Annotated in this window: 27 protein-coding genes and 1 riboswitch; of the genes, 14 read left to right on the forward strand and 13 right to left on the reverse strand. The window is 64.2% G+C overall.

Annotated elements, in window-relative coordinates; genetic code table 11:
• Together B4F07_RS05540 and B4F07_RS05545 are read right to left on the reverse strand one after the other, a co-directional pair.
• The gene (locus B4F07_RS05540; RefSeq protein WP_293700427.1) at positions 1-228 is read right to left on the reverse strand and encodes a hypothetical protein; all 228 of its coding nucleotides are present in this window, start codon (positions 226-228) and stop codon (positions 1-3) included.
• Between the two features lie 128 nt (positions 229-356).
• Entirely contained in the window at positions 357-1,247 is an 891-nt protein-coding gene (locus B4F07_RS05545; RefSeq protein WP_293700428.1) for a LysR family transcriptional regulator, read from the reverse strand.
• 141 nt (positions 1,248-1,388) lie between these two features.
• Here B4F07_RS05545 and B4F07_RS05550 point away from each other — a divergent pair, with 141 nt between their 5' ends.
• From B4F07_RS05550 to B4F07_RS05565, 4 genes are read left to right on the forward strand one after another with little or no spacing between them, the layout of a single operon-like run.
• The gene (locus B4F07_RS05550; RefSeq protein WP_293700429.1) at positions 1,389-2,015 is read left to right on the forward strand and encodes a pyridoxamine 5'-phosphate oxidase family protein; all 627 of its coding nucleotides are present in this window, start codon (positions 1,389-1,391) and stop codon (positions 2,013-2,015) included.
• A 2-nt stretch (positions 2,016-2,017) separates the two neighbouring features.
• Complete coding sequence (locus B4F07_RS05555; protein WP_293700431.1) at positions 2,018-2,626, forward strand: glutathione S-transferase family protein; 609 nt, start codon at positions 2,018-2,020, stop codon at positions 2,624-2,626.
• Positions 2,627-2,637: 11 nt separating this feature from the next.
• Positions 2,638-2,859 carry a tautomerase family protein gene (locus tag B4F07_RS05560; RefSeq protein ID WP_293700433.1) on the forward strand — a complete coding sequence of 74 codons (222 nt, stop codon included), beginning with the start codon at positions 2,638-2,640 and terminating at the stop codon, positions 2,857-2,859.
• Positions 2,856-3,311 carry a DMT family transporter gene (locus B4F07_RS05565; protein ID WP_293700435.1) on the forward strand — a complete coding sequence of 152 codons (456 nt, stop codon included), beginning with the start codon at positions 2,856-2,858 and terminating at the stop codon, positions 3,309-3,311. The genes B4F07_RS05560 and B4F07_RS05565 overlap by 4 nt, the downstream gene beginning before the upstream one ends.
• Positions 3,312-3,499: 188 nt before the next feature.
• Here the strand turns inward: B4F07_RS05565 and B4F07_RS05570 are convergent, their stop codons facing one another.
• The 8 genes from B4F07_RS05570 to B4F07_RS05605 form a co-directional block, all read right to left on the reverse strand.
• On the reverse strand, positions 3,500-3,904 hold the full coding sequence (locus B4F07_RS05570; RefSeq protein ID WP_293697546.1) for a GFA family protein: 405 nt from the start codon (positions 3,902-3,904) through the stop codon (positions 3,500-3,502).
• 79 nt (positions 3,905-3,983) lie between these two features.
• Complete coding sequence (locus B4F07_RS05575; protein WP_293697544.1) at positions 3,984-4,676, reverse strand: helix-turn-helix transcriptional regulator; 693 nt, start codon at positions 4,674-4,676, stop codon at positions 3,984-3,986.
• Positions 4,677-4,688: 12 nt separating this feature from the next.
• Positions 4,689-4,988: a transcriptional regulator gene (locus B4F07_RS05580; protein ID WP_293697542.1), complete on the reverse strand. Its 300-nt coding sequence runs from the start codon at positions 4,986-4,988 to the stop codon at positions 4,689-4,691.
• A 2-nt stretch (positions 4,989-4,990) separates the two neighbouring features.
• Positions 4,991-5,440: a hypothetical protein gene (locus B4F07_RS05585; protein ID WP_293704594.1), complete on the reverse strand. Its 450-nt coding sequence runs from the start codon at positions 5,438-5,440 to the stop codon at positions 4,991-4,993.
• A 114-nt stretch (positions 5,441-5,554) separates the two neighbouring features.
• Entirely contained in the window at positions 5,555-5,998 is a 444-nt protein-coding gene (locus tag B4F07_RS05590; RefSeq protein WP_293697540.1) for a DUF6265 family protein, read from the reverse strand.
• Positions 5,999-6,067: 69 nt separating this feature from the next.
• Entirely contained in the window at positions 6,068-8,386 is a 2,319-nt protein-coding gene (locus tag B4F07_RS05595; RefSeq protein ID WP_293704595.1) for a TonB-dependent receptor, read from the reverse strand.
• A 157-nt stretch (positions 8,387-8,543) separates the two neighbouring features.
• Entirely contained in the window at positions 8,544-9,491 is a 948-nt protein-coding gene (locus tag B4F07_RS05600; protein ID WP_293702154.1) for a DUF4189 domain-containing protein, read from the reverse strand.
• On the reverse strand, positions 9,488-10,189 hold the full coding sequence (locus B4F07_RS05605) for a hypothetical protein (protein WP_293702151.1): 702 nt from the start codon (positions 10,187-10,189) through the stop codon (positions 9,488-9,490). The genes B4F07_RS05600 and B4F07_RS05605 overlap by 4 nt, the downstream gene beginning before the upstream one ends.
• A gap of 142 nt (positions 10,190-10,331) precedes the next feature.
• Here B4F07_RS05605 and B4F07_RS05610 point away from each other — a divergent pair, with 142 nt between their 5' ends.
• The 6 genes from B4F07_RS05610 to B4F07_RS05635 all read left to right on the forward strand — a co-directional run bounded on the left by B4F07_RS05610 (position 10,332) and on the right by B4F07_RS05635 (position 15,065).
• On the forward strand, positions 10,332-10,832 hold the full coding sequence (locus tag B4F07_RS05610) for a hypothetical protein (RefSeq protein ID WP_293702148.1): 501 nt from the start codon (positions 10,332-10,334) through the stop codon (positions 10,830-10,832).
• Positions 10,833-10,836: 4 nt separating this feature from the next.
• Positions 10,837-11,754, forward strand: coding sequence for a DUF4189 domain-containing protein (locus B4F07_RS05615; RefSeq protein ID WP_293702145.1), 918 nt, complete (start codon positions 10,837-10,839; stop codon positions 11,752-11,754).
• Positions 11,751-12,650, forward strand: coding sequence for a DUF4189 domain-containing protein (locus tag B4F07_RS05620; RefSeq protein ID WP_293702142.1), 900 nt, complete (start codon positions 11,751-11,753; stop codon positions 12,648-12,650). Before B4F07_RS05615 ends, B4F07_RS05620 begins: the two co-directional genes overlap by 4 nt.
• The gene (locus B4F07_RS05625) at positions 12,650-13,321 is read left to right on the forward strand and encodes a hypothetical protein (protein WP_293702140.1); all 672 of its coding nucleotides are present in this window, start codon (positions 12,650-12,652) and stop codon (positions 13,319-13,321) included. Before B4F07_RS05620 ends, B4F07_RS05625 begins: the two co-directional genes overlap by 1 nt.
• Positions 13,322-13,735: 414 nt before the next feature.
• The gene (locus B4F07_RS05630; protein WP_293702138.1) at positions 13,736-14,497 is read left to right on the forward strand and encodes a TenA family transcriptional regulator; all 762 of its coding nucleotides are present in this window, start codon (positions 13,736-13,738) and stop codon (positions 14,495-14,497) included.
• Between the two features lie 70 nt (positions 14,498-14,567).
• Positions 14,568-15,065, forward strand: a complete 498-nt coding sequence (locus B4F07_RS05635; RefSeq protein ID WP_293702135.1) for a cupin domain-containing protein — start codon at positions 14,568-14,570, stop codon at positions 15,063-15,065.
• Positions 15,066-15,103: 38 nt separating this feature from the next.
• Here the strand turns inward: B4F07_RS05635 and B4F07_RS05640 are convergent, their stop codons facing one another.
• Complete coding sequence (locus B4F07_RS05640; protein ID WP_293702132.1) at positions 15,104-15,694, reverse strand: Crp/Fnr family transcriptional regulator; 591 nt, start codon at positions 15,692-15,694, stop codon at positions 15,104-15,106.
• A 63-nt stretch (positions 15,695-15,757) separates the two neighbouring features.
• Here B4F07_RS05640 and B4F07_RS05645 point away from each other — a divergent pair, with 63 nt between their 5' ends.
• The 4 genes from B4F07_RS05645 (at position 15,758) to B4F07_RS05660 (ending at position 19,801) form a co-directional block, all read left to right on the forward strand.
• On the forward strand, positions 15,758-16,492 hold the full coding sequence (locus tag B4F07_RS05645; RefSeq protein ID WP_293702130.1) for an SDR family NAD(P)-dependent oxidoreductase: 735 nt from the start codon (positions 15,758-15,760) through the stop codon (positions 16,490-16,492).
• Positions 16,489-17,133 carry a VTT domain-containing protein gene (locus B4F07_RS05650; RefSeq protein WP_293702127.1) on the forward strand — a complete coding sequence of 215 codons (645 nt, stop codon included), beginning with the start codon at positions 16,489-16,491 and terminating at the stop codon, positions 17,131-17,133. The genes B4F07_RS05645 and B4F07_RS05650 overlap by 4 nt, the downstream gene beginning before the upstream one ends.
• 27 nt (positions 17,134-17,160) lie before the next feature.
• Positions 17,161-17,272, forward strand: a riboswitch (TPP riboswitch).
• Between the two features lie 43 nt (positions 17,273-17,315).
• Positions 17,316-19,208: a phosphomethylpyrimidine synthase ThiC gene (gene thiC, locus B4F07_RS05655; RefSeq protein ID WP_293702125.1), complete on the forward strand. Its 1,893-nt coding sequence runs from the start codon at positions 17,316-17,318 to the stop codon at positions 19,206-19,208.
• Positions 19,208-19,801, forward strand: a complete 594-nt coding sequence (locus B4F07_RS05660) for a DUF2199 domain-containing protein (protein ID WP_414711722.1) — start codon at positions 19,208-19,210, stop codon at positions 19,799-19,801. Before thiC ends, B4F07_RS05660 begins: the two co-directional genes overlap by 1 nt.
• Positions 19,802-19,810: 9 nt before the next feature.
• Here B4F07_RS05660 and B4F07_RS05665 read toward each other — a convergent pair whose 3' ends face one another.
• Together B4F07_RS05665 and B4F07_RS05670 are read right to left on the reverse strand one after the other, a co-directional pair.
• Positions 19,811-21,541, reverse strand: coding sequence for an AAA family ATPase (locus B4F07_RS05665; protein WP_293702122.1), 1,731 nt, complete (start codon positions 21,539-21,541; stop codon positions 19,811-19,813).
• A 95-nt stretch (positions 21,542-21,636) separates the two neighbouring features.
• The gene (locus tag B4F07_RS05670; protein WP_293702119.1) at positions 21,637-22,110 is read right to left on the reverse strand and encodes a DUF2726 domain-containing protein; all 474 of its coding nucleotides are present in this window, start codon (positions 22,108-22,110) and stop codon (positions 21,637-21,639) included.
• Positions 22,111-22,303: the final 193 nt, after the last annotated feature.

Below are 22,303 nucleotides of genomic sequence, written 5' to 3' on the forward strand. Positions count from 1 at the left end.
CTAGCCCTCCTCTCGCTCATCATGTTTCGCCGCGCCGATCTGCGCGTACAGCCCGCGCACCATCAGATCGGTGAATACCAGCATCACCCCGATCATCCCGACCAGCAACGCGGCCACGGCAACCGGAAACGGCCCAAGGCTGTCGATCACCCCGCGCCGCTCTGCCAGCGCCAGCGCTGCGGCTATCACCATCAGCGCATAACCGATCAGGCGCGGCGTGCGGTTCACGTGCGCGGCAACAAAGCGGCTGGACGATGCGGGAGCATGACCAGCACGATGCCGCCAAAACCCTCCGGGGGCAAGCCAAACGCTCGGCGATGGCTGGACCGTCGTTCGCCGCCAGTAGCCAAGCGCGCCTACCCCAGCCCCGCCGCCCGCCCCCGCGCGGTCATCGCCTCGACAAACAGACGCACGGCAGGCAATCGCGCGCGCGCCGGTTCGAACAGCAGATGAACCGGCAATGCGGGCGGCCGTTCGTTGGTCAATAGCGCGATCAACCGCCCGGCGGCGAACGCGTCGGCCAGCTGGTAACTCAGCAGATTGGCGATGCCCAACCCCGCCTCGGCCGCCGCCAATGCGCCGTCGACGGTATTGAGCACCAGCCGCGGTCGCGGGTCGAGCCGCCACTTGCCGCTCGCCAGCTGCCATTCCCCCGCCGCGCGCGGCCCCATCATCCCGATCAGGTCGTGCTGCGCCAGGTCGGCCATGACCTGCGGCGCGCCGCGCCGCGCCAGATAGGCGGGGCTGGCCACCAGCATCTGACGTACCCAGCCGATCCGCACCGCCTTCAGCGCCGAATCGGCAAGCGGCCCGATCCGCACCGCGACGTCGATGCCCTCCTCGACAATTCGCACATTGCGGTCGATCAGCATCATCCGCACCATCAGCTCGCGATGCTCAGCCATCAGCGCGCCGACGACGGGCAGCACATGCAATCGCCCGAACATCACCGGCGCGGTGACATAGAGCTGGCCGCGCGGCTCGGCGGCAGCCCCGCGCAGCTCCCGCTCGGCCCCGGCAAGGTCATCGAGAATACGCCGCGCCTGCTCCAGAAACGCAGCGCCTTCGTCGGTCAGCGCCACCGCGCGCGTCGAACGATGGAACAACAGCGTCCCCAGACGCCCCTCGAGCGCCGCGATCCCGCGCGTCACCGCGGGCGGCGAGCTGTTCAGCTTGCGCGCCGCCGCAGCGAACCCGCCCTCACTCGCCACCGCGACGAACATCTCTAGAGTCAGCAACCGGTCCATCGATTATTCCACTTATCGGAACATACTACTTCAATCTTCGCTCGTTATCACATTGAGCGCAACGATCTAAATGAGGTCCCGCGAACGAAGGTATGTCCCCCTCTCGGCCTTCGTTCGCTCCCTTTGCGAAGGATCGGCATCATGGCGCGCAACTACCGTCACACCCTGTTCAACGACGCGGTCAAAGCCCTGCAGGAACGCCACGGCTCGCGCGCCGCCTATCTGAAGATGGACGCGGGCGCCGACGGCACCCCCGACGCGCTAACCGCCAAGGAGCTGGATTACATCGCGCTGCGCGACAGCTTTTATATGGCCAGCGTCAACGGCGACGGCTGGCCCTATATGCAGCACCGCGGTGGCCCCGCGGGCTTCCTGCGCCATATCGACGGCAACCGCATCGGCTTCGCCGACTATCGCGGCAACAAACAATATATCAGCGCCGCGAACTTGGCCGGCAACGACCGCGTCTCGCTGTTCCTGATGGATTATCCGAACAAGGACCGGCTGAAACTCGTTGGCCACGCGCACAGCGTCGAGTTGGCCGACGATCCCGCCCTCGTCACCTCGCTGATGCCCACCGGCTATCGCGCCGTCCCCGAACGCGCCTTCCTGATCGACGTCATCGGCTGGGAATGGAATTGTTCGCAGCACATCACCCCGCGCTTTACCGAGGCCGAAATTTCCGCCGCGATCCAGCCGATGGCCGCCGAACTCAATCAATTGCGCGCCGAAAACGTCGCGCTTCGCGCCCAGCTTTCCGGAGAATGACGATGATCCAGCTTTATGGGACCCCGCGGTCGGGCAATACCCACAAGGTCCGCATGGCACTCGCCTTCCTCGACCTGCCGTGGGACGAGCGGCTGACCGACGCCGCCGCGCGCCAATCCGACGCCTTTGCCGCGATCACCCCGATGCGCCAGATCCCCGTCTATGTCGAAACCGACCGCACGCTGCGCGATAGCCAGGCGATCCTGACCTATCTCGCGGCGCGCCACCGCCCCGGCGACTGGGACGGCCGCACGCCCCAGGAACGCAGCGAGATTGCGCTGTGGCTGTCGCACGCCGCCAACGAAATCGCCAACGGCCCCGCCGCGCTCCGGCTCGCGCGCCAGTTCGGCGCGGTCATCGCCGAGGCGCAGGCGCAAGCGGCGACCGCGCGCTTCCTGCCGGTGATCGAATCGCATCTGTCCGACCATCGCTGGCTCGTCGGTGACCGGCTGACCATCGCCGATCTTGCCGCCAGCCCCTATCTGGCGCTCGCGGGCGAGGCCGACATCGACCTTGCCGACTGGCCGGCAATCGGCGAATGGACCGATCGGATCGCCGCACTGCCCGGCTTTCCCGCGATGCCGGGCTGGCCCGCGCATATCGCCAGCTGAGGAGCCGACCGATGCCCACTGTGAACATCAAGATTACCCGTGAAGGCGCGACGCCCGCGCAAAAGGCCGAACTGATCGGCGGCGTCACCGAATTGCTCCAACGAATCCTCGGCAAAAACCCCGCGACCACGGTGGTGACGATCGACGAGGTTGACCTCGACAATTGGGGCATCGGCGGCCTGCCCGTCACTGAATTTCGCGCCGCGCAGGCCGCGAAAGCGCCGCCGCAATGACCAGCAGCAACGCCCCGACGTTCGCGATCATCATGCTGCTGACCGGGATCGGCATCCCGATCCTTGCCGCGCTCAACGGCGGCCTCGGCGGGCGTCTCGGCAGCCCGATGGCGGCGTCGATGATCCTGTTCGGCCTCGCCTTCCTGATCGCCACCACCGGCGCGATCGCGACCGGGTCGGTCGGCCAGATCCGCTTTTCGTCCGACATCCCGTTTCACTTCTACTTCGGCGGGCTATTCGTCGCTTTCTACGTCATTTCTGTGACCTTCATCGCGCCCAAATTCGGGGTCGGCAACGCGATCTTCTTCGTCCTCGTCGGCCAGCTGATCAGCGCCGCGGTGATCGACCATTTCGCGCTGTTCGGGTCGATGCGCTTTCCGGTCGACGCCAAGCGCCTCGCGGGCATCACGCTGATGGTCGCGGGCGTGTATCTGGCGCGCCGGACGGGTTGAGGGCGGGTTTCCGGCAGTTGTGGTCGTTGATCCTCCCTGTGGCGAAGCCATGGGGAGATGGCAGCGCGAAGCGCTGTCGGAGGGGCGATGACACTACCGTCGCTGCCCCTCCACCCCTCGCTTCGCGAGCGGTCCCCCTCCCCATCGCTTCGCGACAGGGAGGAGTTACCCTGAAACCCATTCCCCGCTCACATATGCCCCGTCACCTCCGGCGCGTTCCACCAGTTGTTGCCCGCGCCGTCCATATATTGCACCGGCAACGCCGCCTTTTCGGCGGGCGTCAGATCGTCCAGACACGCAATCGCGACCGAATAATAGGCACCGCCGATCTCCTCGACAGTGCCATGACCGAACGGCGCCACACCGCAGGTCTTGCAAAAGACATGGTGCGCGCTGTTCGATCCGAACTGATAGTCGGACAGCGCCGCGGGGTCGGTCAGCAGGCGAAAAGCATCGGGTTTGACCTGCGCATTCCAGCCGCGCTTCTTGGTACAGATCGAGCAGTTGCACTTGCCCGTCCCGGCTTTCAGGTCGATGTCGGCTTCAAATTTGACCGCGCCGCAGTGACACGAACCATGATGGGTCTTGAGCATGTTCTATCCTTCGCTTGGCGGCGCCGCGGTCAGCGCCTCTCACCCCGAAGCGAATAGCCCGCGCCCCTGACAGATCCTGTCAGGAGGGGGCGGCGTGGCCGCTTTGCCGCCACCAGTCGGCCATCAGCACCGCGCGCCGCCGCCCAAAACCTTCCTCGCCGATCCGCGCCGACGTCACCCGGTCGATGCGGAAACTGCGGAAATCCCGGCGCAGCAGGCACCAGGCGGCGATGATCTGCTTCTCCTCATAATAAGCGAGCGCCGCGGGCCAGATCGCGCGCTCGGTCACCGCGCCGCTCTGGTCGGCATAGCCGATATGCAGCGTCTTTTCCGCGCGCATCGCCGCGCGCACTGTTGCCAGCAGCGGCGCATCGGTCTCGCGCCACTGGCTGTTCACCGGCCATAGCCCCGCCTCGTCGATCCGCTGCTTGAGCTCATCAGGGCTCGCCGCGGCAATCTTGGCCAGCGCCAGCCCCGCGGCGCGCGACAGGCTGCCGTCCTGCCGCCCCTCGACCCAGCGCGCGCCGAGCACCAGCGCCTCCAGCTCGTCGGCGGTGAACATCAGCGGCGGCAGGAAAAATCCCGGGCGCAGCACATAACCGACCCCCGCCTCGCCCTCGATCGGCGCGCCGAGCGCGATCAGCGCCTGAATGTCGCGATACAACGTGCGCACCGACACGCCTTGTTCGTCAGCCAGCACCTCGGCCGTCACCGGTCGGCGGCGGCGGCGCAGACCGTCGATGATCGCGAACAACCGTCCCGTCTTGGACACGCGCGGTTTCCCCTATTCGGCCGCAGCGGGCAGATGAGCGACAATCGCGCGCAGCGCCGCAACATGGCGATCGAGCGCGCGTGTCCCGGCCCGCGTCAGCGACGCCCAGGTGCGCTGCCGCCCCCCCTCGGCCGCCTTGCGCAGCGCGACATAGCCGGCGTCGGACAACGCCGCGAGATGCTTTGACAGCACCGAGTCACTGACCTTCAACAGCTCGCGCAGCTTCGCGAATTCCATCTCGGTCACCTTGGCGAGCAGCGCGGTAATCTGAAGCCGCGCCGGCGCGTGGAGCAGCATGTCGATGCCATCCATCCTCACGCCGCCCCGTTCTGCAATTCGCGGTCATAGATGCGCGTCCAAACGAGACTGGCGGCCAGCGCAACAACGAAAGCGCCGCCCGCAATCGCCAGTTTTACCACCAGCGACAGATCGTTGACCCGCGCATGGATTTCAGCCCCCATCGCGCCAAGGAGCAGCGCCACCATCAGCAACGTCAGCGGCAGCGTGCGTCCCTTGCGATATCCGCTGACGAAAACCCCGTAACGTCGCCGGTCATCGACGACGAGCCATGCCACCGCCGCCATGGCAAAAACGAACAGCACGATTTGAAGCGGCGGTCCAAACCCTTGGCTGAGCACGATGGCACCCATCACCGAAGCAAAAGCGATATGCCGCCACAGGGGATATTTCGGGCCGCTCGCCGCGAACTCGCGCTGCGCCGCGTTCATACTGTCAAGTGCCGCCTGGGCTTCGATCGGGTCCATCACTTGCCTCCATGCTTTCCAATATGGAAAGTCATAGGTCACACTTTCCGTTTCGGCAAGTGATGATTTTCCATCTTGGAAAGTAGAGCCGGTCGCGGTCGTTGACCGTGACGCTCAGCGCCTGCGAAAGGTCCAGCGCATCGGCTTTGACCCGTCGATCCGCGAAATCGTCGCGGTCAGCGTGTCGCCGTCGCGGACATAATGGATACGCTGCGGATAGTCATGCGCAGCATTTTCGAACGTCGCGCTCGTCGTATCATGGCGCACCAACCGGAACGCCACGGACGCCCCCCCATGCGGCTGCGCGATATAGGCGAGCGTCCCGTCGGCGCCCGCTGCGATCCGTAAAAACTCAAACTCGCGCATAACATCGCCGAGCCCGGCGCGGCTATGGCCCAGCATCACCCCGCCGCGCGGCGGCGTCCAGCTTTCCTCGGTCCAGCGATCGCCCGTCTCGCTCGTCCACTGCCCCGCCAGCCATGCCAGATCATCGACGGGCGCCGCCGGGCTGGCTGCGGCCAGCAACATGCTCAGCCCCGCGGTCATCCAATATGTCATCGCGCGCCCCCTGACCCGCCACGGCGCGCCCCGCCATGGCAGGATCAGGATAGCGCAGCGCTGCCGCGCTTAAAAGCGCCCGATCACCTGCACGCCGTACATCCGCGGTTCGGCGGGGATGAAGGTCGGGATGCCGAAGGCGCCGCCGGTGTTGCCTGCGTCGAGCAGATAATCCTCGTCGGTCGCGTTGCGGATGAAACCAGTAATCTCGAATCGCTCATCGGCAAAGCTCACACCGGCGCGGGCATTGACCAACGTTACCGCATCTTGGGCAATCAGCGGATTGTTCGGCACCTCGAAAAATATCTTGCTGCGATAGGTCACCGTCGGGGTCGCGAACAACCGCATCCCGCCGCCCAGATCGGCATTGACCGTAAACCCTGCCGCCGCCTGCCATTCGGGTTGCAGGCGGAAACGATCGCCCGCGAACACGCCGTTCGCCGCCTTGTTGTCGATGCCGCCGTCGATCCAGGCGACGTTGCCGAACAGCCGCAGCCAGTCGGTCACCGCAAAGCTCGCCTCGGCCTCCACGCCCAGATTGCTCGCGGTGCCGGCGCTCTGGGTGATCGTGGTCCCGTTCGGCTGGATCACCGATACCTGGAAATTGTCATAGGTCTGGTAATAGACGCCGAGCGAGCCGGAAAAGCCGCCGCGCGCGGCTTTCAGTCCGACCTCGTAATTCCAGACATTCTCTTCGGCGATGGCGCTGACGTTGGCGACCGGTCCCGTCGCAGTGCTGCGCGCGCCCAGATTGACGGTCGGCGAACGGCGCCCTTTTGACACGGTGGCAAAGGCGTTGAACCCGTCGGCAAAGCGATACAGAATGTTGAAGCGCGGCAGAAAGGCCTGGAAACTATCCTCGCTATAGAATGTCTGCCCGCCGGTATCGACCTGTCCGGGGATCAGCGAGGCGGCGGCGGGGTTGAGCCGCGGGCGCGGCACCACGGCGAAAAAGCCCGAGCGGCGCTTTTCGATCAGCGCGCGCACCCCTGCGGTCACTTCCAGCGCCTCGGTCGGGATCCAGGTCGCGTCGGCGAACACCGAATAGCTCTGGTTCTTGCCGATATTGCCGAAGGTCGAGCTGTACGGGATCGCAGTGGCGGCGCCGCCGGTCAGGATCCCCGTCGCTGCTGCTGCCGCGACGCTGCCGTCGGGGGCAATGCACGGCAGGTTCGGGATCAACCGCGCCGCGCATTGCAGGAAAATGCCCTCTTCGCTCGAAAAGGGAACGACCTGCGACCCGTCCTCAATAAAGCCGTTCCACCCGAACGACCCGCGAAACCTGTCGCTGTTGTACGCAAAACGGGTCTCGTGATTATATTGCCACCCCGTCGCGTCCTCGGCGAATTCCAGATACCAGGCGGCGCTGCCATCGGCGTCAAAAATCTCCAGGCTGTCGAAATCGCGATAGCTGTTGACCATCGTGATCGTCCAGTCGTCGGCAACCTCCCAGGCCATGGTCAGATTGGCGTCATAAACGTCGCGGGTCAGGCCGAGCTTGGCCGCACCCAACGCGGCCTGCGATACCGGCGAGCCGCCGAGCGCCGCATCGCCGAACGGGTTCGCCGGTCCGGACGCGGTCGGATAGGTGCCCGAAATGAACGGCGTGCCGCTGTGCCGCTGGCGGTCATAGGTCAGGATCAGGTCAGCGGTGAAATTTTCGGTCGGCGTCACACGCAGCGAGCCGCGGACCCCCAGCTGGTCCTGCGCGTACAGATCCTCCTGCCCAGCGGCCAGATTGCGCACATAACCATCGCGTTTCTTCCATTCGAATGCCACGCGCCCGGCAATCTTGTCCGACCCCAGATTGACGAAACCGCCCAGCGTCGTCGCATCATAATTGCCGTAGCTGGCGTTCACTTCGCCCGAAAAGCCGGGCTTGGGCCGGGCCGATATGATGCTGATCGCGCCGACCGCCGACGCGGTGCCGAACAACGTCGCCTGCGGCCCCTTGATCACCTCGATCCGATCGACGTCATAAATCGCCTGATACGACCCGCGCGAGCGCGAGATGTCGGTGCCGTTATAATAGAGCGTCACCCGCGCCGCCTGCTGCGCCGACCCGCTGTCCGACGTGATGCCGCGGATGACGATGCCCGGATTATTGGCGCTCTGTTCCTGGATGTTGAGCCCGGGGATATAGTTGGACAGTTCGTCGAGGTCGCCGACCCCCAGATTGCGCAGCTGCGCGCCGCTGGTCGCCGAAATAGTGATCGGCACGTCGATCGCGCGCTGCTCGATCTTCTGCGCGGTGACGACGATATCGTCGCCGCCCGACGATGGGGCGCCCGCCGTATCGTCGGCGGGTAGGGCATCGGCCTGCGCGAGTGCGGGCGTGGCGGTGGCGGCGAGCAGCAACAGGGATAACGCACGGACGGAGCGAGCCATGGGACAGACCTTTTTGATTTAGGTTTTATCGGAAAACGAAACGACGAACGTCGCTCGCTCTCTGCCCCGCGTCGGCGTCATTACCGCGTCGGCTCGGCGACACGGCGATGACAATTATGCGTGTGATTGTGACAGCAAGCCTGCGGCCGCGTCGTGGCTATTGCGCTTTCGCAGCGTTGAAATCATGCACCACCAGCCCCGGCCGACGGGTGTCATAAACGGTTTGCAGGATACAGGCGCCGCCGCCTTTGGCGCAGAGTTTCCGCGCCGCTTCCGCCGCGCGCTTGGCGTTGCGTTCGGGCAGACCGTTCGGATAGCCCCTGTCGGTGTAGGTTTGGATCACGCCGTTGCCGGTGACGCCCCAATAGGCGCAGGTCAGGCCGGGGTTGGCGCGCTCGCACGCCGCCACCGCCGCGCCGGTCGCTGCCGCCAGGGTCGGGTGTCCGGTCGCGATCCATGCGCGCACCGACGCCGTCTTGGGCGCGCGCTTGTCCTCGACCCAGGCGGCCGCGCCGTACAATTTGCGCGCCTTCGCCAGATCGGGCGTCGCCCGCTGTTTGCCGGCGCCATAGGTGCCGACGATTTCGCACGGCAGCGGCTGCTCGCGGCCGCAATTGGCCAGCGCCGCAGCCTTGGCTGCCGCACCGTTCGTACCCCAACCGCTGTGCAGAAACCCGTTCCAGTCGCGCGCGATCGCGGTTGTGGAATTGGCCCATTCGCCAATCGACGCGCACCCCGATCCCATCGCCCGCTGACACGCCGCCAGCGCCTTTTCCTGGGCGCCGCGCGGGCCGTCGAAATTCCCCTCCATCCACACCTCTTCGACATCGGGGTGCCACGCAATCGCAGCATGTTGATTGACGATGCGCGGCGCCGCGGGCGGCGCCGCCGGACCATTGTTGCGGGGCACGCACATCAACCCCTTGCCGAGCCCCGGCCCAAGGTCGACTTCGCCGACCACCTGATCGTTCGGGCCGGGGGACGGACAGGGATATTGTGCCGCGGCGGGCAAGGCGATTCCGGCGAGCGCGAGCAGCGCGGTGATGATGAGCAGCGCCGGGCGCACAGCGAGCAACCGGCGCAAAAGCGTTTCGAAGTTCATCATATCTCCAGCGGCGGGTTGGCGATGTCGTCGACCAGTTCCCAACAGCTTTCGGTCGGGAAAAACAGCAGATACCCACCCGACCCGGTTTCCTGCACCAGATCGCCCAAGCCCTCCTGCAGATCTTCGGGCGGCGGGGTCAGGTTCATTTCGAAAATTCCCGGCAGCCAGTCGATCCGGACGCGGTTGTCGCCCGACTGGTTGAACTCGATCTGGACGTAGCGCAGATCCTTTGCATCGCCGCCGTTCATGTCGAATTTCATCGCGGTTTCGGCGGTCACGAAGAAATAATCGATCGTCGCCAGCGGATAATGATTCTGATCGAGATAGCGACGCTTGTCGATCTTGCGCGCCTTGCCGGTCTCGCCAAAGCCGACCTTGGCCGCGGTATATTTTTCGCGCACCGCCCACGATCCGGTGAACGCCTGGAAAAAGCCTTTGAAATCATTGCTCCGGCACGCACCGTCCGCCATCTCGAGCCGCAGCCGGTCGCTTTCGGTCATCTGGCGCACCGGGCGATCGTCGGCGCCGTCGGTACCGGCGGTGTTGGGCGCGCGCGCAGCGGCGGGCTTGGCCGCCGGATCGACCGCGGCGGCGCTGGCTGCCGCATCGCTGGGTTCGCTGCCACAGGCCGCCACCCCGGCCAGCAGCAATGCGGCCACCGCCATCCTGCCATGTCGCGTCACGCACCATCTCGTCATCGGCTTCGGTTCCTCATCAGGGGGCGCCGGCCCCACGCTTCTTTCCTATACCAGCCGCATCTCGCCCAAAGCGAAGATGGTGCACCAGTACATCACATCATTGGTTGGCTATTCATGTGCCTGATAAAAATCAGCTATGAAAATGACCTTGCTCACAGGCGGCGCGATCGCCGGTCTCGCCCTGTTGCTGACCGCGGTGGGGGCCGCGACACCCCCGGCCCGCGCCCAGGACGCGGTCGAGGCGCGCACGCTGCTCGCCATGAAACCGGCCACCATCGTCAGTGCGCTTGGCGAACTCGGCCATCAGGTCCGGCTGGTCGATGGCGGCGGCGGCGATCCCGTCCGGATCGACGCCGCCGACACCACCTATTCGCTGTTTCTGGCGCAGTGCGAAACAAGCGGCTGCCGGTTGCTGCAATTCCGCTCGTGCATCGCGGCGCCCAAAGGGTCTGCCGATCTCGCCGAGCGTTGGAACAGCACCAATATGTACGGCCGCGCCTCGCGCCAGGCCCCGGGGCTGATGTGCATCGATTCGACGCTCTACGCCGCCGACCGCCGCATCTCGCTCGCCTCGCTCCGCTCGCATATCGAGGGGATGCGGACGCTGATGCCTCATGCGCAGGAATTTTTCCTCAAAGGATGATCTTATGCTTTCGCGTTTTGGTTTCGGCGCCGCGCTATTGCTGGCCGCCGCCCTGCTATGGATGCCGCGTCCGGCGGCGGCGCAAAATTATCCCTGCCCCGGCGGCCCCGGCCCCGGCGAGGTCCAGGTCGGCGTGTCGGGGGGCAGCCACGGCGTCGCCGCGGTACCGATCTGCGCCCCGGCGGCGGGCGGCGGCGGCGGCGGAGCTTCGGCGCCGAGCTACAGCTATGGCGCGATCGCCCTCCATCCCGATGTCGATGATGTGTGGATGTTCGGCAACTGGACCGGGCCGAACGCCGCCGAACAGGAAGCGCTCACCGCGTGCAATCAAGCGATGGGCGGCGGCTGCATCTCGATCGGCGAATGGCACAATTCGTCGATGTCGATCATCCGCGACGCTCAGGGCAACCGCTATGCCGGATGGAACGGCCAAGGCGGCACCATGCGCAAAAAGATGCTCGCCGATTGCAAAGCGATCCAGATGCTGCCGTGCGAAGTGGTGGGCAGTTTCAGCTCCAGCAAGCGCCGCCATACGCCCAACCTTGCCACCGCGCGCAAAAGTTATGCGGCCGGCGCCTGGGTCCGCGGCGAGGGCTATAACGGCCGTCTCTATATCGCCTCCGCGCATCGAACGATGGCGGAGGCAAAGGCGGCGGCGACGGCGGCCTGCACCAATGCCACCGGCCGTAACTGCGAGATTGCCGTAGCCGTCGCCAATGGCACCCTGCTGACCTTTCAGCTCGGTTACCCCGAGCGAACCGATACGTCGGTGGTTGCCGAGCGCACCGTCAAACGGGCGCAGCAGGCCGCCGAGACCGACTGCAAAAATCGCAAGGCGCGGTGCGCGATCCAGACCGCTTATGACAGCGGCACCCCGGGTGTCACGGTCCATGATTTTGACGCCGCGGCAAAATCCCGATGAACGCATTTTCCGGTCTTGCGGCGTTCGGCCTGCCCGCCGCCCTGGTTGCGGCAGCCTTTATTCTCCCCGGCACCGCCGCGGCACAGCAACGCTGTCCCGGCGGTCCCGGCCCCGGCGACATGATCGTCGGCTATGCACCCGACGGCACCCCGCTCTGCGCGCCCAATCCGAGCGCGGGCGCGCCGACCCCCGCGCCGCGCCCCGTCATGCAGACCTATGCGGCCATCGCCTGGCACCCCGACGCTGGCGACGTGTGGTTGTCGGGCAATTACAACGGGCCGAACGCCGCGCCCAGCGCCGCGCTCGCCGCCTGCAGCCGCGACATGGGCGGCGGCTGCACCACCATCGGCGAGTGGAACAATTCGGCGATGGCAATAGTCCGCAACCGTTACGGCGAGCTCTTGAGCGCCTGGGCGGGCGACGGCGGTCGCACCCGCAAGCAGGTACTAGCCGACTGCAGCGCGAAGCAACCGCTGCCGTGCGAGGTCGTCGGCACCTTTGCGTCGGGCAAGCGCGAGCACCGACCCAACCTCGCCGCCGCGCGCAAGCGCTATGCCGCGGTCGCGTGGGTGAAGGGCACAGAGGGCTATGACAACCGCCTCTATATCGCGCGCGGCCACCACCACCTCGCCGATGCCGAGCGCGAGGCGCTGGCCGCGTGCACCAAGGCCACGGGCGTATCGTGCGGCCTCCTCGCCTATGCGGGCAATGGGTTTATCCAGACTTACGCGATCGGCACGGGCCACAGCGCGACGCCCGAAACCAGCGCCAAGCGCGCGGCGCAGGCGGCGCAGGCGCTGTGCAAGCAGCAGAAGCAACCCTGCGCGTTGCAGGCCGCCTACGACAGCCGCACCGCCGGCCTCGTCGTGCATGATTTTCTTGCCGGGAACCGCTGATGACCCGCTCCCTCCGTCGCGTACTGACTGCCGCCGCCGCGGTGCTCGCCGCCGCCTGGGCCGCTCCCGCCGCGGCCGAGGGCGGCTGTCCCGCGGGCATGATGCCATCGGGCCAGCAGCAGGCGGGCACTGAGAATTCGGGTGTCTATATTCCCGTCTGTGTTCCCGGCAGCCGCAACGGCGGGGGCGACGACGCCGCGGCCCCCAGCCAACCCGTCGAGGCCTGGCGCCGCGTCCTCGCACCGCTCACGCGCCCGCCCAAGGGCTGGCAGCCTTTATGGCTGGCCTTTCGCGAATATAAGAATTGGCGCACCAAGGAGTCGCACTACATCCTCACGGCGGGGCACCCCACTTATGCCGCGGCGGTCGAGGCCTATCAGACCGAATGCCTGCGCGTGAACGGGCCGCAGTTCAACATCGGGTCGTGCATGGGATGGAGCGCCGATCAGTCGACCTATTTCTCGATCCTGCGCAGTCCGGACAATGTCTACACCATCGGCTACGGCAATTCGCCGGAGGAAACGCTGAACCTCCCGACATGCAACTTCTACGCCCAGCAGGCGCGCGAACTGGGCCGCACCGAACTGCTGGGCCGCCCCTGCGCGGTGGAGGTCATCGGCATCTATCGGAACGCCATCGTCCCTGAACCGAAAGGCAAGCGCAAACGCTAAAGCATCGTGCGTTGAATCCGCACCATCGCCAAACCCGCTCGTGCTGGGCCTGTCGTAGCACCGTCCTTCTTCTTGCAGCGGCGAGAGGGTCGGCGCAGCACCCTGAATAAGCGATTCTCGCTCCGGATACCCACAGCGCAGCGGCACATGGCCGACACTCCCGCCCAGGGCGCAGAGTCCAAGGCGATTGCCGCTGCGTCCAGCGCGCTGCTCCCCCCATCGGAGCGGCGGCCACCCCGGGTCCGCCCGTGCAAAGGCCGTGGGTGACCCCGACGCGAATATAATGACCCGGGTCTCTGGAGCGGTTTTCATCGGCTGACAGTCGCGCATATAGAAAACATTCTCCGGATCAAAATAATAAAAACATCGTGAATTAGATAAAATTCCCCCCAAAAAAATTACCGAGGAGGCCGTGTGACTGTTTCAATAAAGGATCTAATCGAAGAATCTCTGGGCCATCGGGCTGTAAATCATCCATATCTGACCGCGCTGGCCGCCGATGACCTGCCCGATCCCGATTGGGCTTTGCGTGACTTTGCCGAACATTATTACGGCTATTCGCTGCATTTCCCGCGCTATCTGACCACCGTGATTTCCAAGCTGGAAACCCCCGCCCATCGTCACAGCCTGCTCCAGAATCTGACCGAGGAATCGGGCATTTACGATGATGAGGAATATGCCGAACTGGCCGCGGTCGGGGTCGAGCGCGAATGGATCGAAGGCATTCCGCATCCGCAACTGTTCCGCCGCTTTCGCGAAGCGACCGGCATCACCGCCCCCTATGTGCCAGAGGATGACGCGATCGAACTGGTGTGCTGGCGCGAATCCTTCCTGACCACGCTGACCCATGGCTCGGCGGCCGAAGCCTTGGGCGCGCTCGGTCTTGGCACCGAAAATATCGTCAGCACGATCTACGTCCCCTTCGTCAAGGCTCTCGCCCGCACCGACCTGCACCCGCGCGACACGGTGTTTTTCCCGCTCCACACCGCGGTCGACGACCATCATCAGGAAGCGCTCGAGGAAATCTCGCTGGCCTTTGCCGCCACCCCGACCGGCAAGGGCGATCTGCGCCGCGGAATGATCAAGGCGCTGTCGCTCCGCTCGTCCTTCTGGGACTGGCTCTACGAACGCGCTCTGGCGCGCGCCGAACGTCCCGCCATGGCGATGGCCTTTTGACGGTCACCGCGCGGGGCCACGGTGCGATGCGTCGCCCCGCGGCCCCCCGCGCCAACTGGAACACACTCGCATGAACCCCGACTTGCTCGCCCTCGTCACCAATATCGAAGCGCGCCGCCCGCTCGCCGCCGACGCGCCGGTCAGCGCGTTTCGTGCCGACCCGGGCAACAGCCACCGCGAAATCTATCGCAACCGCAACGACAAGCTCGGCATCGATTTTGCCGTCGATGTCTTCGATTTTCCCGGCACCCAGGCGTTCGACGCGCGCGTCGTGCGGATTGCCGCGGGCCGCAACAACGAGCTCCACAAACATGCGCATGAATCCTTGTTCTACATCATCAGCGGCAGTGCCGAGGTCCGTATCGGCGAGGCCACGCTGACGCTGAACGCCGGCGGGCTCGCCTTCGTCCCGCGCTGGGTGTTTCACCAGTCGAAAAACCTGTCGCAAACCGAAGAGCTGGTGATCCTGGCGATCACCGATTTCGGCCTGACCAAGGCGGTGCTCGGCGATTATGACAAACGCACCCGGCTCGCCGCAAACGGCGCCGATGTGCTGGATCATGCCTGATCCAGCCCGCACGGCACAGCGAGGCCGCAGGTCAGGGATCAGGCGGTCGTGCCGGTCAGTCCCAACCGCCGCCGGATGCGGCTGAGCGCCACCGGCGTGATTCCGATATAGCGGGCGATGTCGGCCTGGTGCAGCCGCGCCGCCAACCCGCCGTCGGCGGCGCAGAAATCGCGATAGCGCTGCTCGGCGCTGCGGCACAGCAGCGCCTCTTCGCGCCGCTGTTTCCGCGCTTGTAACCACGCCGCAAAGCGAGCGAAATCGCCCTGCAGGTCGCGGTCGGTGGTCAAGCTGCGATCGAGCCACGTCAGTGGTATTGCCGCAACGCGGCAGGGTTCCAGACAGGTCGCACCAAAGCGGGCGACGCCGTCCACCCCCAGGTCGCCGCTGGCCGTGAACAGCCCGCGGTCGGCGATGAAGCTTTTCACCCAATCCTCGCCCGCCGCGGTCAGATAATGGAGCTTGACCAGCCCGCTTTCCAGCACCCACAGCTGCGTCGACGGGTCCGCGGCTGCAAACAACATGGTCCCCGCATCCTGGTCGCGCCCATGCCACACGCCATCGGCGCGAGCGCGCGTCCGCAACCGGTCGGCCAGCGCGGCAGGATCGAAAAGCTGTGTCGATGAACCCAAGTCAATGCCTCGTACCGCTGGACGTGGCACAGCACCACGACCATCCCATGCCATGGAGTTAGAATGTCGCAGCTGTTGTCGCAACCGGGCACCGTCCTCATCACCGGCACCACCTCGGGCATCGGCGCCGCCCTTGCCGCACAGCTGCTCGCCGCCGGGCAACGCATCATCGCGGTATCGCGCCGCGCCGCCGAGGGTGCGCCCGCACCCGGCCTCACCGCTTATGCCTGCGATCTCGCCGATCCGCAGGCGACCGAGGCGTGCTTCGCGCGCATCGCCGCCGACCATCCCGACATCGCGCTGGTCATCAACAACGCTGCTATTCAGCTTGCCGTGCGGCTCGACGATCCGACGCTCGACGCCGCGGCGCTGCAGGGCGAGGTGGCGATCAATCTGCTCGCCCCTGCGATCATCGCCCGAGCGCTGCTGCCCGTCCTGCGCGCGCGCGTGGAGCCGACCGCGATCGTCAACATCTCGTCGGGCCTCGCCTTCCATCCCAAGACCACGACCGCGCTCTATTGCGCCAGCAAGGCGGCGCTGCACAGCCTGACCCGGTCGCTGCGCTATCAGGTCGAAGGCACGCGGGTGCGGGTGATCGAGGCGATCCTGCCGCTGGTCGACACGCCGATGACCGCCGGGCGCGGCAGCGGCAAGCTGAGCGCCGAGGCCGCCGCGGCGGCGATCATCGCCGGCATCAAGCGCGGCCAGAACGACATCTATGTCGGCAAGGCGCGGCTGCTGCCCTTGCTCGGCCGCATCGCCCCCGCTATTCCCGCTGCGATGCTGAAACGCACATGAAAGACCTGCTCCGCGTCGCGCTGATCCTCGCGCTGATCTTCGCCTCGACCTTCGTCATCATCCAGGGCACCGGGCTGGTTACCGAGGAGGGCGTGCGCGCCTTTCTGGCCGATGCCCATGCGATCCACCCCGGCTGGTTCGTCCTGCTCGTCATCGTGCTGCTCGTCGTCGACCTGCTGATCGCGGTGCCGACGATGGCGACGATCCTGCTCGCGGGTTATATTCTCGGCCCCATCGTCGGCGGCGCCGCAGCGGCCACGGGGCTGATGCTGCTCGGCACGCTCGGCTATGGCCTTGGTTTCCGTTTCGGCCGCCCGATCCTCGCCCGGCTGTTCGGCGACGACAGTCGTCTCGCGGGGATCGAGGCCGCTTTTGCCCGCAACGACCTGCTCGTGCTGTTCACTTGCCAGGCGCTGCCGATCCTCCCCGAACTCAGCTGCACCCTCGCCGGGGTCGCGCGGATGCGCTTTACCCGCTTTCTGCTGGGCTATGGCGTCGGCGTCGTCCCCTTTGCCTTCATCGTCGCGTGGGGCGGGTCGGCGAGCACCGCCGCCGACCCCTCACCGGCGATCTACACCGCCATCGGGGTCAGCGCCGCGCTGCTGATCGCGTGGCGCGCGCTTCGCCGCCGGACGGCATAGACAGCCGCGACCATTGCCCCTATCATCGCGCCATCCCCGGGGAGCCGCGCGCGTGATCGCCGGTTGAGAGCGGAATACACCGCGACCCGTTGAACCTGATCCGGATAATACCGGCGGAGGGAGGGTCGGTATTCCAAGCCCGGAATCCCCATTCTCGCTCCGAACCTTTGGAGCGAACAGACATGGCCGACATCGACAGCCGCCTCGACAAGACGCAAGCCCAGCCCATCGGCGTCACCACCGGCCCGATCCGCGGCAGCCGCAAGATTCACGTCGCGACCCAGACCGGCAGCGGCATCCGCGTCGCGATGCGCGAGATCCTGCTCGAACCCTCGTCGGGCGAGCCGCCCGTCCGCGTCTATGACACCAGCGGCCCCTACACCGACGCGAACGCGACGATCGACATCAACGCCGGCCTCCCCGAAATCCGCGCTGAGTGGATCCGCGGCCGCGGCGACGTCCAAGAGGTCACCCAGCGCGAGGTGAAGCCCGAGGATAATGGCCAGCTCGGCCCCGACCGCAGCGGCGGCGTCCCCGCCTTCCCCAACGTGCGCCGCAAGGTGCTGCGCGCCAAACCCGGCCAGAACGTCAGCCAGATGCACTACGCCCGCCGCGGCATCATCACGCCCGAGATGGAATATGTTGCCGAGCGCGAAAATCTCGGCCGCGCCCGCCTGTCCGAATACAAACGCGACGGCGAAAGCTTCGGCGCCAGCATCCCCGATTACGTCACCCCCGAATTCGTCCGCGACGAGGTTGCCCGCGGCCGCGCGATCATCCCCAGCAACATCAACCATCCCGAAAGCGAGCCGATGGCGATCGGCCGCAACTTCCTCGTCAAGATCAACGCCAATATCGGCAACAGCGCGGTCGCCAGCGACGTCGCGGCCGAGGTCGACAAGATGGTCTGGTCGATCCGCTGGGGCGCCGACACCGTCATGGACCTGTCGACCGGGCGCAACATCCACGACACGCGCGAATGGATCATCCGCAACTCGCCCGTCCCGATCGGCACCGTCCCCATCTATCAGGCGCTGGAGAAAGTCGGCGGCGTCGCCGAGGACCTGACCTGGGAAATCTTTGCCGACACGCTGATCGAACAGGCCGAACAGGGCGTCGACTATTTCACCATCCATGCGGGTGTTCGTTTGCCCTACGTCCCCCTCGCGGCCAAGCGCATGACCGGCATCGTGTCGCGCGGCGGCAGCATCATGGCGAAATGGTGCCTCGCGCATCACAAGGAAAGCTTCCTCTACGAACGCTTCGACGAGATTACCGAGATCATGAAGGCCTATGACGTCGCCTACAGCCTTGGCGATGGCCTGCGCCCCGGCAGCATCTATGACGCGAACGACGAGGCGCAGTTCGCCGAGCTCTACACGCTGGGCGAGCTCACCAAGCGCGCCTGGGCGCAGGATGTTCAGGTGATGATCGAGGGGCCGGGCCACGTCCCGATGCACAAGATCAAGGAGAATATGGAAAAGCAGCTGGAGGCGTGCGGCGAGGCGCCCTTCTATACCTTGGGGCCGCTCACGACCGACATCGCGCCGGGTTACGACCATATCACCAGCGGCATCGGCGCCGCGCAGATCGGCTGGTACGGCACCGCGATGCTTTGCTACGTCACGCCGAAGGAGCATCTGGGCCTGCCCGACCGTGACGATGTGAAGGTCGGCGTCGTCACCTACAAACTCGCCGCCCACGCCGCCGACCTTGCCAAGGGCCACCCCGCCGCGCAAGTCCGCGACGACGCGCTGAGCAAAGCCCGCTTCGAATTCCGCTGGCGCGACCAGTTCAACCTGAGCCTCGATCCCGACACGGCGGAGCAGTACCACGACCAGACCTTGCCAGCCGAAGGCGCCAAGACCGCGCATTTCTGCAGCATGTGCGGTCCGAAGTTCTGCTCGATGAAGATCAGTCAGGAGGTGCGCGAGTTTGCCCGCTTGCAAAATCAAGATGCCGAAGGCTTCATCGCCGTCGAGGAGGCCGAAAAAGGCATGGCGCAGATGAGCGAGGTCTATGAGGAATCGGGGCGTGAGCTTTATCTGGGTTCGGGCGGGCGCGAACACGACTGATGAGCGGAGGGGGCTTGTTCGGAAAGCTGTTCGGAGGGCGAAAGCCGTCCGCGCTTCAGCTTCTGCAATCAGCCCACTGGAAATGCGCGAGCTGCGATGTCGAGCATGAAGGCATGTTCGACATCGGCGCGCTGGCCCCCGATCATTGGGGCGACGCCGAACAGCTCGAACCCAACAGCGCGCTACGGCTCGACGGCGATTTCCTGTCCGAAGATTTCTGCGTGATCGACGGTCAGCATTTCTTCGTCCGCTGCGTCTTCGATATCCCCGTCCACGGGTTACCCGAAAAATTCGGCTACGGCGTCTGGTCGACCCTCTCGCGCGAAAATTTCGACCGCTATATCGACGGTTTCGACGACGGCAAATACAGCGATATGGGGCCATGGTGGGGCTGGTTCGCGAACAACCTCAAGGGTTTTCCCGAAACGCTCAATCAAGGCTGCTGGGTCTATCCGCAGTTGGGCCGACAACGACCGGCGATCAGCCTAGACGACGATGCACACGACCTGACGATTGCGCAGCTAGACGGCATCAGCCCGGAGCGGCTGCTTGAACTTTACGCCGAATATGGTCACGCGCCCGACGTAAGCTGATCATTGAGATTAAAGGCCGTTGAACCTATCACCGCAATTCCCAACATCCTTAGCGGGCGGCTGACCTAGTTCTAGCCTCATAACGATCGCAGCTTGGAGGGCCGTAAGCGTAGGAAAGGCTGACGCATTTAGGTGATGCCGCGCCGCCCGAGCCACTGCGTTGGCATCGACGCAGCCGCATTTTGGCGCAATTTTTGCGAGAAGTTCTTTACCAGGCAGAAGTCGGAGAAGCTCATCGATATCAGATTTATCAACAGCATTACCAATTGCCTCGTATTCACGATCAACTGCTTCCCCGATCTTGGCATCTGTTGTTTCTTCCTGCGCTCGCTTGGTCTGACTTAAGATATCAGATTTCAGTAGAGTTTTGACCTGCTCCTTGTTGCCCAAATTCGCCAATGTCCGATTAGGAATAGATGCCCCTATCCGGTAGTCGAAACGCGAAGCCGCTCGCCTTGCCGCAACTTTGAGTTGGTTTTCTCTCGCGAACTCTAGGATAAAATCAACGATAACATTCTCATCTGGAATAGGACTTGCTGTCCCTAGAGAAGAAGCTACCAAAACTGCTACGCTCGGATGACAAAAAAAGCTCTCTGCTTCATGATAATCAAGAACTATTACATTTGAATTAGATATACTGTTAAGTTTTTCATTCGATCGATAATCCCGATCTACCACTCCTACTAAGCTCATATTTTGAGAAATTTCTTTCCATTTCCCAGATCGAGAGGCGATCGCGATCACATCTTCACAGCCACCAACAGGGGACGGCGTTAGGTCTCTGTCGTTCAATAGCCAGCTATAAAATATTGTGTCAAATGAACTAGGCTCTCCCTCTACAATGAGAGATTTTTTGTTCGACAAAATCTGCGTAATATTCCCAAGTAACTCTTGCCTATCGGCATCAGATAAGGAAGATATTTCTCCAATTTGCTGAATATTATCGTTGTCGTCACTTAGAACTATGAGGACTTCAACGCTATCCCGATTCGCAAAGCTCACACTGTGGGTCGCATAGAAGAATATAGCCTCAGGAAGCAAACTTTCCACAGAGGACCAAAGCCGGTTTGCGAGTGCAGGATTAAGATTTAACTCAGGTTCATCAATAAAAAGGACACTTTTTTGGTCAGCAAGTTCGACTATGTCGGCAAGAATAGAAAATACCTGTTTTTCTCCATCTGACAAACTTGTTGGGCCGTATTCATTACCTTTCTTTTTGCAACGAAGATGGCGCGATTGTGGAACATATTTCAGTTCAATGGTTGGGAAAATATCCGAAAAGGTTTCGAACACCTTCGTCATTGGATCTTGAAGGCGCCGAGGCATTGGTGAGCGCTCGCCCTCAGGTTTGCTTTCTTCTTCTACCTGCCAACTGTGAACGTCATCCGAGTGCTGGATTTTCGATCTCTCCGCCATGAGTTCGAGACTCTTGAGAGCGTCAAAGAGTCGGCTACGAAGAGTACCGGACCTTTTATTTTTGTACTGTCCAATTGCGTGGTCGAAGGTCCGATACTGCTTAAAATTTGCGGCTGTAAGCTCTAGCGTGTCTACCATATCCATCGCCCTCCCGCCCTCAATGTTTAACATCGAGTGGTCAGGAAGAATTTGCGAAATCCGCCCACGAATTTCTGCAAGCAGTGTGGACTTGCCTGTTCCGTTTGCGCCGAGGAACACGTTAACACGCCCCATCGCGAACTTACGGTCTCCCGTTCGGCTCGTAGTGATATCCAGCTTTTCCAAAGTCTCTTTGCTCCCATTACGTAAGGTTCAATAGAACCAAGGTAGAAGCAGAAGCAATATGACGTTACCTTCAGATGGATTTCCGTGACAGCTAACTAAAATCCCAAACTCCCCCGCCCCACCAGCTTCCTCACCATCGCCCGCACCTCGGCGGGCGTGTCGCCGCTGACCACCTCGACATAGCCGATGCCCGCGCGGCGCAGCGCCTCGCGTTTTACCGCGTCGCGCGCGGCAGTGGTGTCGCTCAGATGATGCCCCGTCCCCTGCATCTCGACCGCATGGAGCGGGCGGCAGTCGGCGTCGACGATCAGCAGGTCGACGCGCTTGGAATTGACCGCAAAGAACGCCGCCTCGTTCGGGCTCGCCAGAATCTCGCCCAGCGACACCTGCCCCATCGCGCGCCAGCCGGGGCTTTCCTCGGCCAGTGCCTTGTCGAGCACGGTCAGCAAGCGCCGCTCACCCTGATTGAACAACGGCCGCGCAGTAAACGGCGCCTCCATCACGACGCGCAATTGCTCGGCGGCGGTCGCCACCGGACTGGCGGGCTTGGGCGGCGGTGCCGCCGGCACGACCTTCGCCTTACCGCCGCCCCACGCCCGCTTGCCGCCGCGCTTCTGCCACCGCTCCCGCCGTTCGGCGCGCTTCCACCCCTAAACGATCCGCTCGGCCCCCACCCCAATCGTCGCGCCGACCGCCAGCACGATCGCCAGCAGTATCGGTTTGTCGATCAGGGCCAATATCTCGTTCGGCATGGGCCGCAAG

It is taken from the genome of Sphingopyxis sp. UBA6723 (assembly GCF_002454115.1).
In the GTDB taxonomy this organism is placed as follows: Bacteria; Pseudomonadota; Alphaproteobacteria; order Sphingomonadales; family Sphingomonadaceae; genus Sphingopyxis.